Here is a 13,415-nt window from a genome sequence, read left to right on the forward strand (position 1 = left end):
GCGATCCTGAACGGCGTCATCTAAAACAATATACTGTGCAAGTTTCAATTTATGAAAGAGGGAAAAATGTATCATTTAATAAAAACAGACGGGATGGCGAAGCGGGGACGCCTTGCCACCGTTCACGGAACTATCGAGACGCCGGTCTTCATGAATGTAGGAACCGCGGCCGCCATTAAGGGCGCGGTTTCGACCGATGACCTGCGTCAGATCAAAACGCAGGTGGAGCTGTCCAATACCTACCATCTGCATGTCCGTCCGGGTGATCGGATTGTCAGGCAGATGGGCGGACTGCACCGGTTTATGAACTGGGATAAGCCGATCCTGACGGATTCCGGCGGATTCCAGGTGTTTTCGCTGGCAGGATTAAGGAAGATCAAGGAGGAGGGGGTCCACTTCCATTCCCATATTGACGGGAGAAAGATCTTTATGGGTCCGGAGGAGAGTATGCAGATCCAGTCCAATCTGGCGTCCACCATTGCCATGGCATTTGACGAATGCCCTTCCAGCGTGGCGGATCGTGCCTATATGGAGGCTTCCGTATCCAGGACATACCGTTGGCTGAAACGCTGCAAGGCAGAGATGGACAGGCTGAACGCTCTGCCGGATACGATCAACCGCAAGCAGCTTCTGTTCGGCATCAACCAGGGAGGCATCTATGAGGATATCCGTAGGGAGCATGCGAAGCAGATCACGTCGCTGGATCTGGCCGGATATGCCATCGGCGGCCTGGCCGTGGGAGAGAGCCATGAAGAGATGTACCGCATCCTGGAGGCTGTGGTTCCCCTGCTTCCCAGGGACCGGCCGGTCTATCTGATGGGAGTGGGGACGCCTGCCAATATTCTGGAAGCGGTAGAACGGGGCGTGGACTTCTTCGACTGCGTATACCCTTCACGGAACGGGCGCCACGGGCATGTATATACCAACCACGGCAAGCTGAACCTGTTCAACGCAAAATACGAGACGGATCCCGGCCCCATTGAAGAGGGCTGCCGGTGCCCGGCATGCAGAAGCTACAGCCGCGCCTATATCCGGCATCTGCTCAAGGCAAAGGAAATGCTGGGAATGCGCCTCTGCGTCCTCCACAACCTGTATTTTTACAATACGATGATGGAAGAGATCCGGGATGCCATTGAGGCGGGAGAGTATCAGAGCTATAAAAAGAAGAAGCTTGCGGGGGTTCAGGAACAGTAAGATAAAACTGGTTACATGTCACACACTGACCAATCACTACGCTGATTGGTCAGGAGGATGCACATAAAAGCTGGGATTCAGGCCGTCCATTGCCGCAGGCAATTTTAAATGACGGCCTGAGTTACAGGGCACGCCTGGTCAAGGTGTGACCTGTAACTAAAACTGTAAAAGAAAGCATGAAAATGGAAAATTACTCTTGAAGAATCAAGGTTTTTTGTGTATGATAAGTATATTGCGCCGGAAGAGGATTTGGCATGTACAGGAATTTCCATAGAGATAGAATATCTATGCAGAGTATTTTCCGGAGTACAAAAGTTAGGAGGAAACAAAAAATGAATGGAATATTAGCTTCAAGCGGAGCAGGTGGAGCGGCAGGCCTGGGCAGCATTTTTATCATGTATGCGGTTGTGATCGGCGTATTTTGGTTCTTTTTGATGCGTCCGCAGAAAAAGGAGCAGAAGAGGGTTCAGGGGATGCTTGCCACCATGGAGATCGGAGATACGGTTTTGACGACCAGCGGTTTCTACGGTGTGATCATTGATATTTCGGATGAAGCGGTGATCGTGGAATTCGGAAGCAACAAGAATTGCCGGATCCCCATGCAGAAGTCAGCGATCGCTCAGCTTGAAAAACCGGGAGCGGAATAGAAAAGGGCAAAAAAGACTCCGGATGGCAGAAGCCTCCGGTTTCTTTTTTGTCCTTTTCGTTTTCTGAGTATCGCTTTCAGGGGTCTTTGACTGGGATTTTTTGTGGATTTTTACAGGAAGTGGCACTGCTTTGGGCGATATATTTTGCAGTTCAAAGGGTTGAAACAGCCGAAAAAATGCTGTATGATAAACAAATAGTGTTTTTGGGGCCTGACCGTTGGTCTTCAACAGCAGTCAGTATTTTTATAATAATGGAAGGAAGATGGGATATGAAATTAAATATCGGTGTGATCAAGGGCGATGGAATCGGGCCGGAGATCGTGACGGAAGCAATGAAGGTCCTGGATCGGACCGCAGAAGTTTACGGACATGAGATGAATTATACGCAGCTTTTGATGGGCGGGGCATCTATTGATGTACATGGAGTTCCGTTGACAGACGAGACGATCAGACTTGCAAGATCGAGCGATGCCGTATTGATGGGTTCCATCGGAGGGGACGCGAAGACTTCACCCTGGTACAGGTTAGAGCCGTCTAAGAGACCGGAGGCAGGACTTTTGAAGATCCGGAAGGAGCTGAACCTGTTTGCAAATCTTCGGCCGGCGGTTCTGTATGAAGAATTGAAAGGGGCTTGTCCTCTGAAGGAAGAGATCACACGGGGCGGATTTGATATGATGATCATGCGGGAACTGACCGGAGGATTATATTTCGGGGAGCGTTCCACGGAAGAAGTGGACGGTGTCCTGACGGCCCGTGATACCCTTACATATAACGAAAACGAGGTCCGCAGGATCGCGCGGCGGGGTTTCGACACCGCCATGAAGCGGCGGAAAAAGGTGACCAGTGTGGACAAAGCCAATGTGCTGGATTCTTCCCGGCTGTGGAGAAAGGTCGTGGAGGAAGTCGCGGCAGAGTATCCGGAGGTGACGCTGGAGCATATGCTGGTGGATAACTGTGCCATGCAGCTGGTGAAGGACCCGAAGCAGTTTGATGTGATCCTGACGGAGAATATGTTCGGAGATATCCTGTCGGATGAGGCCAGTATGGTGACAGGCTCCATCGGGATGCTGGCTTCCGCCAGCCTGAATGAGAGCAGGTTCGGACTCTATGAACCGAGCGGCGGTTCCGCGCCGGATATCGCGGGGAAGGGGATCGCTAATCCTATAGCCACCATACTTTCGGCAGCCATGATGCTGCGCTTCTCCTTTGACCTGGACAAGGAGGCAGATGCCATTGAGCAGGCGGTTGCGCAGGTGTTGAAGGAAGGCTACCGCACCATCGATATCATGTCAGAGGGAAAGACGCGGATCGGCACCGCCGAGATGGGAGATCGGATCTGCGGATATATCAGATGAAAGGAAGGATACGAAGATGAGAAGTGATACCGTTACAAAGGGGGTACAGCAGGCGCCCCACCGTTCCCTGTTCAACGCGCTTGGATATACGAAGGAAGAACTGGAGAGGCCCCTGGTAGGTGTGGTCAGCTCCTACAACGAGATCGTGCCGGGGCATATGAATCTGGATAAGATCACGGAAGCAGTCAAGATGGGAGTCTCTATGGCAGGCGGGACACCGGTCATGGTTCCGGCGATTGCGGTCTGCGACGGCATCGCCATGGGACATATCGGGATGAAGTATTCCCTGGTGACCAGAGACCTGATTGCGGATTCCACCGAGGCGCTGGCTATGGCCCATCAGTTTGACGCTCTGGTGATGATCCCTAACTGTGATAAAAATGTGCCGGGACTGTTGATGGCAGCGGCCAGGATCAACGTGCCCACCATCTTTGTCAGCGGCGGTCCCATGCTGGCTGGTCATGTGAAGGGGCAGAAGCGGAGTCTGTCCAGCATGTTCGAGGCGGTGGGTTCCTATGCGGCAGGCACCATGACGGAGGAAGAGGTCTGTGAGTTTGAGAACAATGTCTGCCCTACCTGCGGTTCCTGCTCCGGCATGTATACGGCCAACAGCATGAACTGCCTGACTGAGGTGCTGGGTATGGGGCTTCCGGGAAACGGGACCATCCCGGCAGTCTATTCCGAACGGATCCGCCTTGCAAAGCATGCGGGCATGCAGGTGATGGAGCTGGTGAGAAAGAACATCCGCCCGCGGGATATTATGACAGAAGAAGCGGTCCTGAACGCTCTGACCGTGGATATGGCATTGGGATGCTCCACCAACAGTATGCTTCACCTTCCTGCCATTGCCCATGAGATCGGCATGGATTTTGAGATTGATTTTGCAAACGGTATCAGCGCAAAGACGCCGAACCTGTGCCACCTGGCACCGGCAGGCCCCACCTATATGGAAGACCTGAACGAAGCCGGCGGTGTCAGCGCGGTGATGAACGAACTGAATAAAAAGAATCTGCTCCATACAGAGTGTATGACCGTAACCGGAAAGACGCTGGGAGAAAACATTTCCGGATGTGTCAACCGGGATCCGGAGGTCATCCGTCCCATCGACCATCCCTACAGCGAAACAGGCGGACTTGCGGTTCTGAAAGGGAACCTGGCGCCGGACGGCAGCGTGGTCAAGCGTTCCGCGGTGGTGGAAGAGATGCTGGTTCACGAAGGGCCTGCGAGAGTCTTCGAGTGTGAAGAGGACGCGATCGCGGCGATCAAGGGCGGAGAGATCCACGCGGGGGATGTGGTGGTGATTCGCTATGAAGGCCCCAAGGGCGGTCCTGGAATGCGGGAAATGCTCAATCCTACCTCCGCCATTGCCGGTATGGGACTGGGCTCCTCCGTGGCGCTGATCACGGACGGACGTTTCAGCGGAGCCTCCAGAGGCGCTTCCATCGGCCATGTGTCGCCGGAAGCGGCAGTGGGCGGCCCGATTGCTCTGGTGGAAGAGGGGGATCTGATCCGGATCAACATTCCGGAGCTGAAGCTGGAGCTGGATGTGTCCGAGGAAGAGCTGAATGTAAGAAAAGCAAAATGGCAGCCCAAGGAGCCCAATGTGAAGACCGGATATCTTGCAAGATATGCCTCCATGGTGACCTCCGGCAACCGGGGCGCCATCCTGGAGATCCCGAAAACAAACGAATGATTAGGAGGTACCTGCAATGTATTTGACAGGAGCAGACATTGTGATTGAATGCCTGAAGGAGCAGGGCGTGGATACGGTATTCGGGTATCCGGGCGGCGCGATCCTGAATGTATATGACGCGTTATATCAGCATAGTGATGAAATAGAGCATATCCTGACCTCCCACGAGCAGGGGGCGGCTCATGCCGCGGACGGATATGCCCGTGCCACCGGCAGGGTCGGGGTCTGCTTTGCCACCAGCGGCCCGGGGGCAACCAACCTGGTAACCGGGATTGCCACCGCGTATATGGATTCGATCCCCATTGTGGCGATCACCTGCAACGTAGGCGTATCCCTGCTTGGAAAGGACAGCTTCCAGGAGGTGGATATTACCGGGATCACGATGCCTATTACAAAGCACAATTATATCATAAAGGATGTGGTCACCCTGGCGGACACCATCCGGAAGGCATTTCAGATTGCGCGGTCCGGCAGGCCGGGTCCGGTACTCATTGATATTCCAAAGGATGTGACGGCCAACAAGGCAGAGTATACCAGGGAGGAGATCCAGCCCTTTGCTCCGGATGGAGGACAGATATCCGAGGAGGAGATCGACCGGGCAGTGGCTATGATCGAAGAAGCAAAGCAGCCATTTGTATTTGTAGGCGGCGGTGCCGTGCTCTCCGGAGCCAGCGAGGAGCTGAGGGAGTTTGTGGAGAAGGTGGATGCGCCGGTGACCGATTCCCTGATGGGGAAAGGCGCGTTTCCGGGTACCGATGAGCGTTACACCGGGATGCTGGGTATGCACGGGACAAAGACCTCCAACTTCGGAGTCAGCGAGTGCGACCTTCTGATCGTATTAGGCGCCCGCTTCAGCGACCGTGTCACGGGTAATACGCAAACCTTCGCAAAGAACGCGAAGATCCTGCAGTTTGATGTGGATCCCGCGGAAATGAATAAAAATGTGCTCATCACTGCCGGAGTGACGGGCGATATCCGGGAAGCTCTGAAACGGGTGAACAAAAAGCTCTCCCGGCTGTCCCATACGGAATGGATGGAACGGATCCAGGAATATAAACAGCAATACCCGATGAAATATCATCCGGATACGCTGACCGGTCCCTATGTGATTGAGGAGATCTACCGGCAGACAAAAGGGGATGCCGTGATCGTGACTGAGGTGGGACAGCACCAGATGTGGGCGGCACAGTATTATCGGTATTCCAGGCCCAGGACATTTTTGACCTCCGGAGGTCTGGGGACTATGGGCTACGGCCTGGGGGCGTCTCTGGGAGCCAAGATGGGCTGCCCGGAAAAGACCGTGGTCAATATTGCCGGGGACGGCTGTTTTCGGATGAATATGAATGAGATCGCCACTGCGGCCCGGTATCAGATCCCGGTCATTGAGGTGGTAATCAACAACCATGTACTGGGCATGGTGCGCCAGTGGCAGAACCTGTTCTACGGACAGCGGTATTCCGCCACGGTATTGAACGACGGGGTGGATTTTGCCAAGCTGGCCGAGGGCATGGGGGCAGTAGGGATCTGCGTCACTACCCAGGAGGAGTTTCAGGAGGCATTTGCAAAGGCGCTGCAGTCAGACGGGCCTGTATTGATTGACTGTCAGATCGACTGCGACGATAAAGTATGGCCGATGGTTGCGCCCGGCGCGGCGATCAGCGAAGCATTTGATGAAGAGGATCTGTAACGGTCAAGAACAGGGTTACGTATGGACTGCGTGATCCTTACTAAAAGGAGGAATGAAACATGAGCAGAGTATATAACTTTTCGGCGGGGCCGGCGGTACTGCCGGAGGAAGTGCTTCAGGAAGCAGCAGACGAGATGCTGGACTACAGAGGAACCGGCATGTCCGTGATGGAGATGAGCCACCGTTCCAAGGCCTATGAGGAGATCATCACAGGCGCGGAGGCGGATCTGCGGGAATTGATGGGGATTCCTGACAACTATAAGGTGCTGTTTCTGCAGGGTGGCGCTTCCCAGCAGTTTGCCATGATCCCGATGAACCTGATGAAGAACAGAACGGCGGATTATATCATCACTGGACAGTGGGCGAAAAAGGCGGCTCAGGAGGCAGAAAAGTACGGAAAGGTCAACCGGATCGCTTCCTCGGAGGATCAGACTTATTCTTATATCCCGGACTGCTCCGACCTTCCGGTTTCCGAGGACGCGGATTATGTTTATATCTGTGAAAATAATACGATCTACGGAACCAAGTATCATGAGCTTCCCAATACGAAGGGGAAGATTCTGGTAGCGGATGTTTCCTCCTGCTTCTTATCCGAACCCATCGACGTGACGAAATACGGGATCGTGTACGGCGGGGTTCAGAAAAATATCGGCCCGGCCGGTGTCGTAATCGTGATCATCCGGGAAGACCTGATCACAGAGGATGTCCTGCCGGGAACTCCCACGATGCTGACCTACAAGACACATGCGGACGCGAAATCCTTATATAATACACCGCCGGCTTACGGAATCTATATCTGCGGCAAGGTGTTCCAGTGGCTGAAAAAGATGGGCGGTCTGGAAGTGATGAAGGAGCGCAATGAAAAGAAAGCGAAGCTGTTGTATGATTTCCTGGATCAGAGCAGGCTGTTCAAGGGGACAGTCGTACCGAAGGACCGTTCTCTCATGAATGTGCCGTTTGTTACAGGAGACGCGGACCTGGATGCCAGATTTGTCAAAGAAGCAAAGGCAGCAGGCCTGGAAAATCTCAAAGGCCACAGAAGCGTCGGCGGCATGCGCGCGAGCATTTACAACGCCATGCCCTATGAAGGCGTGGAAGCGCTGGTTGCATTTATGAAGAAGTTTGAAGAGGAGAATCTGTAAGATGTATAAATATCATTGCCTGAATCCAATCGCGCCGGTTGGAATTGAAAGATTTGACGAGAATTATGTCAGGGTAGAAAGCGCAGACGAGGCAGATGCGATCCTTGTCCGCAGCGCCGCCATGCATGAGATGGAATTTGGAAAGGACTTGAAGGCGGTTGCCCGTGCCGGGGCCGGAGTGAACAACATTCCTCTGGAAAAATGTGCGGAAAAGGGAATCGTAGTATTCAATACGCCGGGCGCCAATGCCAATGGTGTCAAGGAGCTGGTGTTGGCCGGGATGCTGCTTGCGGCCCGTGATATCATCGGAGGCATCAACTGGGTGCAGGAGCATGAAGAGGATGGCGACCTGGCGAAGGAGGCCGAAAAAGCGAAAAAGGCCTTTGCCGGAAGAGAGCTTGACGGCAAGAAGCTGGGAGTCATCGGCCTGGGAGCCATCGGCGTGCGGGTTGCCAACGCGGCCATCCATCTGGGCATGGATGTGTACGGATATGACCCCTATGTATCGGTAGATGCCGCATGGCAGCTTTCCCGAAATATCCATCACGCAAAGACGGTGGATGAGCTTTACAAGGAATGTGATTACCTCACCATCCACGTGCCGGCGCTGGACAGCACGAAGGGCATGATCAACCGGGAGGCCATCAGTCTGATGAAGAAGGGCGTCATCATCCTGAACTTTGCCCGGGATATCCTGGTAGACAGCGAAGCTATCGTGGATGCGCTCATTTCCGGTACGGTGAAACGGTACGTGACGGATTTCCCGACCCCGGAGATCGCAGGCGTGAAAGGCGCGATCGTGATTCCACATCTGGGCGCATCCACGGAGGAATCCGAGGACAACTGTGCGAAAATGGCAGTGAAGGAGCTGCGGGATTATCTCGAAAACGGAAACATCACCCACTCTGTAAATTATCCGGACTGCAATATGGGAGCCAAGGAAGAGGGCAGCCGGGTCACGATCCTGCATCATAATATCCCAAATATGTTGGGACAGTTTACGTCTCTTCTTGCAAAAGAGAATATGAATATCACACTGATGACAAACAAGAGCAAGAAAGCCTACGCATACACGATGATTGATGTGGACGCGGCGATTTCCGATGAAGTTGTGAAGCGGCTGGGAGAGATCAAAGGGGTGCTGAAGGTCCGGGTTATCGTCTGAGCTTCGATTTTTTACAGGCTGCGGATTCATTGCGGCCTGTAATTTTTGGTTACAGTTCACGGCCGGTTAGGCCGTGAACTGTAACAATTTTTGTGCGTTATCATTTTCTCTTGTGTTCCATATATTGACAAAAATTGTATTAGTGTATACAATGATACATGTTACTGTTTACACCCTGATAGGAGGAAATGATGGAGGGACATCAGGAGAATTCATTGAGAGGTCACGTGTTTCAGAGCATCCGGGACAATATTCTCAATGGTACATATAAAGAGCATGAGGAGCTTCGGGAGGTTGCTCTTGGAAAAGAGCTTGGCGTCAGCAGGACGCCTGTGCGTGAAGCGCTGCGCCAGCTGGAGCTGGAAGGGCTGGTTACGATCATCCCGAATAAGGGTGCCTTTGTGACCGGGATCACGCAAAAAGACATTCAGGATATCTATGAGATGCGCTTCATGCTGGAAGGGCTCTGTGCGAGATGGGCGACGGAGCATATTACGGAGGCGCAGCTGGAAGAGCTGGAGGAGATCATCTTTCTCTCGGAATTTCATTCCAGGAGGTACGGCAGCAGTGGGGATCAGGTGACGGAGTTGGACGGCAGATTTCACAGGGTATTGTATGAAGCCTCCCAGAGCCGTATGTTAAGCCATGTGCTGATGGATTTTCACAGGTATTCCCTGATGGCGAGGCGTTCCTCCATGGTCTCGGAGGAGCGTGCCAGGAAGTCGATCCGGGAGCATAAGCAGATCCTTCGGGCTATCCGGGACAACGATGCCAATCTGGCGGAACAGCTTGCCAATGAGCATGTACTCCATGTGATGCAGAACCTGCGGAGACAGGGGACGGAAGAATAAACGGAACGAATCAGCACAAATACGAATAAACGAGGAGGAGTTATCCAATGGAAAAAATTAAAATGACAACGCCGATCGTGGAAATGGACGGGGATGAGATGACCCGGATCCTCTGGAAGATGATCAAGGAGCATCTACTGGAACCGTTCATTGAGCTGAATACGGAATACTATGACCTTGGGCTGGAACACCGCAATGCGACAGACGACCAGGTAACCGTAGATTCCGCAAATGCCACGAAAAAATACAAGGTTGCCGTAAAATGCGCCACCATCACGCCTAATGCGGCGCGTATGGAGGAGTATGACTTGAAGGAAATGTGGAAGAGCCCCAACGGTACGATCCGTGCCATTCTGGACGGAACGGTATTCCGTGCCCCCATCGTGGTAAAGGGGATTGAGCCTTGCGTCAAGAACTGGAAGAAGCCTATCACCATCGCAAGGCATGCTTACGGAGACGTATACAAAAACACAGAAATGAAGATTCCGGGAGCCGGTAAGGTGGAACTGGTCTACACCGCCCAGGACGGAACGGAGCACCGCGAACTGGTGCACGAATACACAGGTCCCGGCGTAGCACAGGGAATGCACAACCTGAACCAGTCCATTGCCAGTTTCGCCAGAAGCTGCTTCAACTACGCTCTGGACATCAAACAAGATCTCTGGTTCGCGACCAAAGACACGATCTCCAAAAAATACGACCACACCTTTAAAGATATTTTCCAGGAGATCTACGACGCGGAATACGCAGACAAATTCAAAGAGGCAGGAATCGTCTACTTCTACACCTTGATTGACGATGCCGTAGCCCGCGTGATGAAGTCCGAAGGCGGCTACATCTGGGCCTGCAAGAACTACGACGGAGACGTCATGAGCGACATGATCTCCTCCGCCTTCGGTTCCCTGGCCATGATGACCTCCGTCCTCGTATCCCCCGACGGCTACTACGAATATGAGGCCGCCCACGGCACCGTCCAGCGTCATTATTATAAACACTTAAAAGGAGAAGAAACCTCCACCAATTCCGTAGCCACCATCTTCGCCTGGACCGGCGCTCTCCGCAAACGCGGCGAGCTTGACAGCAATCAGGCACTGATGGACTTCGCCGGCAAACTCGAAAAAGCTACCATCGACACCATAGAGTCCGGCGAAATGACCAAAGACCTGGCATTGATCACTACCATAGAGAACCCAACCGTACTCAACAGCGAGGACTTCATCAAAGCCATAGCAAGCAGGCTGTAATAAAAAAGCCCATAACAAATATTTTGTGTGATAGGGGATGCCATAACGGCATCCCCGTTGTTATAATTATAATCTATTCCGCCACCTCCGTATTTCTGCCAATTTCTACTTTTTTTCATTGTATTTTTCCAACATTTAGTTTATACTAAAATAGGCATAAATTTTGGTTTATTTTTAAATATTTTTTTATATGGAGGGCTAAAATATGAGCTACAATGCAACTGGGAACCCAGCAAGCAGAAGAATTGCCTCGATGCTTGATGAGGGAAGCTTTGTTGAGATCGGCGGCGCGGTGACAGCCAGAAATACCGATTTCAATCTGCAGGCAAAAGAGACTCCATCCGACGGTGTCATCACCGGTTATGGAGTGATCGATGGTAATCTGGTGTATGTATACAGCCAGGACGCGACCGTTTTGAAAGGCGCGGTAGGCGAGATGCATGCAAGAAAGATTGCCAATATTTATGATATGGCAATGAAGATGGGGGCGCCGGTGATCGGTCTGGTAGACTGTGCGGGGCTGCGTCTTCAGGAAGCTACCGACGCACTGGAGGCATTTGGAAGTCTGTATTTTAAGCAGTCCATGGCATCTGGTGTGATCCCGCAGATCACGGCGATCTTCGGTATGTGCGGCGGCGGGCTTGCGGTTGTTCCCGGACTGACGGATTTCACATTTATGGAAAGCAAGGACGGCAGACTGTTTGTGAATTCCCCGAATGCCCTGGAGGGAAATGAGATCTCCAAATGCGATACGTCCAGTGCCGAATATCAGAGCCAGACCTCCGGCCTGGTGGACGGAATCGGAACAGAAGAAGAGATTTTGGGCCAGATCCGTACTCTGATCAGTATGATTCCGGCCAATAATGAAGATGATAATTCCTATGAGGAATGTATGGATGACCTGAACCGTGTCTGTGCGGATATTGCCAATGCATCCGAGGATACGGGTATTGCGCTTGCGCAGATTTCGGACAGCCAGGTGTTCTTCGAGGTGAAGAAGGAATATGCAAAAGAGATGGCGGCAGGCTTCATCCGTCTCAACGGCATGACAATCGGCGCCCTTGCAAACCGCTCCAAGATCTACGACGCGGAAGGGAACGCGGAGAGCTTTGATACCGTGCTGACGGTGGACGGCTGCAGGAAGGCAGCGGATTTCCTGAACTTCTGCGACGCGTTTTCCATCCCGGTCCTGACGTTGACCAATGTGACCGGTTATGAAGCGACAAAAGCAGCGGAAAAGGATATGGCAAAGAGCGTTGCGAAGCTGACCTACGCATTTGCCAACGCGACGGTGCCGAAGGTGAATGTGATTGTGGGCAAGGCTTACGGCAGCGCTTACGTGGCGATGAACAGCAAGTCCATCGGAGCGGATCTGGTCTACGCATGGCCGGATACACAGATCGGCATGATGGATTCCGCGCTTGCGGCGAAGATCATGTACGCGGATGCGGATGCCGAAGTGCTCAAAGAAAAGGCGGCGGCTTACAAAGAGCTCCAGTCCAGCCCCATGTCTGCGGCAAGGCGGGGATATGTGGATGCGATCATTGAACCTGCAGACACCAGAAAATATGTGATCGGCGCATTTGAGATGCTGTTCACAAAAAGAGAGGATCGTCCCGACAAAAAGCACGGTACGGTTTAGTGAGGTGAGGCGAAGTGAAGAAAAAATTAAGTATAGCAGGACTTGTCCTTATCCTGATCTTCTGCCTGGCAGGATGCGGAAGCAAGTCAGCGGAAAAAGAGTATGATCAGGAAAGGCTGCAGCAGTATGCCCAGGGGATCATCGATAATTTCAGCAAGATGTCAGAAGAGGAGTTTGAACAGTATCAGTCCATGCCTGATTACAACCTGGATTATACACTGATGATGACAGGATTTCCGATCTCGGGAGAAAACTTCCGGACTATGATTGACGCCTGGAAGTCCGGCAGGGAGGACTGCGGTGAATTTTTGGAAATCGGTGATTTCACGATGGAGGTCACCAACACAGGCGCAGTGCTTTCGGCTCCCCTGAAAGGGGAAGAAAGAGATGCCGATCTGCAGTTTGCCTTTGACGAGGGCGGGCAGATGGAGAGCATCACGGTCAACGCGCACTATTCGACAACCGAGATCCTGAAAAAAGCCGGGCTGAATACGGTTCTGGGAATGGGAACCGTATTCGTGGTTTTGATTTTCATTTCATTTATTATTTCACTGTTTGAGAAGATTCCGGCATTGGAAGAGAAGTTCCGCAAAAAAGAGACTGCACCGGCAGCGCCTGCACCGGCCCCGGCAGCAGCGGCAGAGCCGGCAGCGGAGGTACAGGCCGATGACAGTGAACTGATCGCCGTGATTGCGGCAGCGATCGCAGCGGCGGAGGGAACGACCACCGACGGATTCGTGGTACGTTCGATTAAGAGAAGAAAATCCAATAAATGGAATGCATCCGTAAGGTGAA

Annotated in this window: 11 protein-coding genes; all 11 read left to right on the forward strand. The window is 52.7% G+C overall.

Going from position 1 to position 13,415, the window contains the following annotated elements; translation table 11 throughout:
- Positions 1 to 66 precede the first annotated feature (66 nt).
- The 11 genes from tgt (at position 67) to ACTOY7_RS04110 (ending at position 13,414) form a co-directional block, all read left to right on the forward strand.
- Complete coding sequence (tgt, locus tag ACTOY7_RS04060) at positions 67 to 1,194, forward strand: tRNA guanosine(34) transglycosylase Tgt (protein WP_482670259.1); 1,128 nt, start codon at positions 67 to 69, stop codon at positions 1,192 to 1,194.
- Between the two features lie 332 nt (positions 1,195 to 1,526).
- On the forward strand, positions 1,527 to 1,841 hold the full coding sequence (yajC, locus tag ACTOY7_RS04065) for a preprotein translocase subunit YajC (RefSeq protein ID WP_300886009.1): 315 nt from the start codon (positions 1,527 to 1,529) through the stop codon (positions 1,839 to 1,841).
- Positions 1,842 to 2,110: 269 nt separating this feature from the next.
- Positions 2,111 to 3,196, forward strand: coding sequence for a 3-isopropylmalate dehydrogenase (gene leuB, locus ACTOY7_RS04070; protein ID WP_482670260.1), 1,086 nt, complete (start codon positions 2,111 to 2,113; stop codon positions 3,194 to 3,196).
- Between the two features lie 16 nt (positions 3,197 to 3,212).
- The gene (gene ilvD / locus ACTOY7_RS04075) at positions 3,213 to 4,889 is read left to right on the forward strand and encodes a dihydroxy-acid dehydratase (RefSeq protein ID WP_482670261.1); all 1,677 of its coding nucleotides are present in this window, start codon (positions 3,213 to 3,215) and stop codon (positions 4,887 to 4,889) included.
- 16 nt (positions 4,890 to 4,905) lie between these two features.
- Positions 4,906 to 6,576: a biosynthetic-type acetolactate synthase large subunit gene (ilvB, locus tag ACTOY7_RS04080; protein ID WP_482670262.1), complete on the forward strand. Its 1,671-nt coding sequence runs from the start codon at positions 4,906 to 4,908 to the stop codon at positions 6,574 to 6,576.
- Positions 6,577 to 6,635: 59 nt separating this feature from the next.
- Positions 6,636 to 7,718 carry a 3-phosphoserine/phosphohydroxythreonine transaminase gene (gene serC / locus ACTOY7_RS04085; RefSeq protein WP_300886006.1) on the forward strand — a complete coding sequence of 361 codons (1,083 nt, stop codon included), beginning with the start codon at positions 6,636 to 6,638 and terminating at the stop codon, positions 7,716 to 7,718.
- 1 nt (position 7,719) lies between these two features.
- Positions 7,720 to 8,883, forward strand: coding sequence for a phosphoglycerate dehydrogenase (locus ACTOY7_RS04090; RefSeq protein ID WP_482670263.1), 1,164 nt, complete (start codon positions 7,720 to 7,722; stop codon positions 8,881 to 8,883).
- A 191-nt stretch (positions 8,884 to 9,074) separates the two neighbouring features.
- Positions 9,075 to 9,734 (forward strand): GntR family transcriptional regulator, encoded by a 660-nt coding sequence (locus ACTOY7_RS04095; RefSeq protein WP_482670279.1) that lies wholly within the window; start codon positions 9,075 to 9,077, stop codon positions 9,732 to 9,734.
- A gap of 47 nt (positions 9,735 to 9,781) precedes the next feature.
- Positions 9,782 to 10,978, forward strand: coding sequence for an NADP-dependent isocitrate dehydrogenase (locus tag ACTOY7_RS04100; protein WP_300886005.1), 1,197 nt, complete (start codon positions 9,782 to 9,784; stop codon positions 10,976 to 10,978).
- A 205-nt stretch (positions 10,979 to 11,183) separates the two neighbouring features.
- Positions 11,184 to 12,620: an acyl-CoA carboxylase subunit beta gene (locus tag ACTOY7_RS04105; RefSeq protein ID WP_482670264.1), complete on the forward strand. Its 1,437-nt coding sequence runs from the start codon at positions 11,184 to 11,186 to the stop codon at positions 12,618 to 12,620.
- A gap of 14 nt (positions 12,621 to 12,634) precedes the next feature.
- On the forward strand, positions 12,635 to 13,414 hold the full coding sequence (locus ACTOY7_RS04110) for an OadG family transporter subunit (RefSeq protein WP_004080772.1): 780 nt from the start codon (positions 12,635 to 12,637) through the stop codon (positions 13,412 to 13,414).
- Position 13,415 lies beyond the last annotated feature (1 nt).

It is taken from the genome of Schaedlerella sp. (assembly GCF_056796775.1).

Bases quoted from the DNA above. Each gene is read 5' to 3' on its own strand.
- tgt (WP_482670259.1), top strand. From the start codon at position 67: ATGTATCATTTAATAAAAACAGACGGGATGGCGAAGCGGGGACGCCTT.
- leuB (WP_482670260.1), top strand. From the start codon at position 2,111: ATGAAATTAAATATCGGTGTGATCAAGGGCGATGGAATCGGGCCGGAG.
- serC (WP_300886006.1), top strand. From the start codon at position 6,636: ATGAGCAGAGTATATAACTTTTCGGCGGGGCCGGCGGTACTGCCGGAG.
- yajC (WP_300886009.1), top strand. From the start codon at position 1,527: ATGAATGGAATATTAGCTTCAAGCGGAGCAGGTGGAGCGGCAGGCCTG.
- ACTOY7_RS04105 (WP_482670264.1), top strand. From the start codon at position 11,184: ATGAGCTACAATGCAACTGGGAACCCAGCAAGCAGAAGAATTGCCTCG.
- ilvD (WP_482670261.1), top strand. From the start codon at position 3,213: ATGAGAAGTGATACCGTTACAAAGGGGGTACAGCAGGCGCCCCACCGT.
- ACTOY7_RS04095 (WP_482670279.1), top strand. From the start codon at position 9,075: ATGGAGGGACATCAGGAGAATTCATTGAGAGGTCACGTGTTTCAGAGC.
- ilvB (WP_482670262.1), top strand. From the start codon at position 4,906: ATGTATTTGACAGGAGCAGACATTGTGATTGAATGCCTGAAGGAGCAG.
- ACTOY7_RS04090 (WP_482670263.1), top strand. From the start codon at position 7,720: ATGTATAAATATCATTGCCTGAATCCAATCGCGCCGGTTGGAATTGAA.
- ACTOY7_RS04100 (WP_300886005.1), top strand. From the start codon at position 9,782: ATGGAAAAAATTAAAATGACAACGCCGATCGTGGAAATGGACGGGGAT.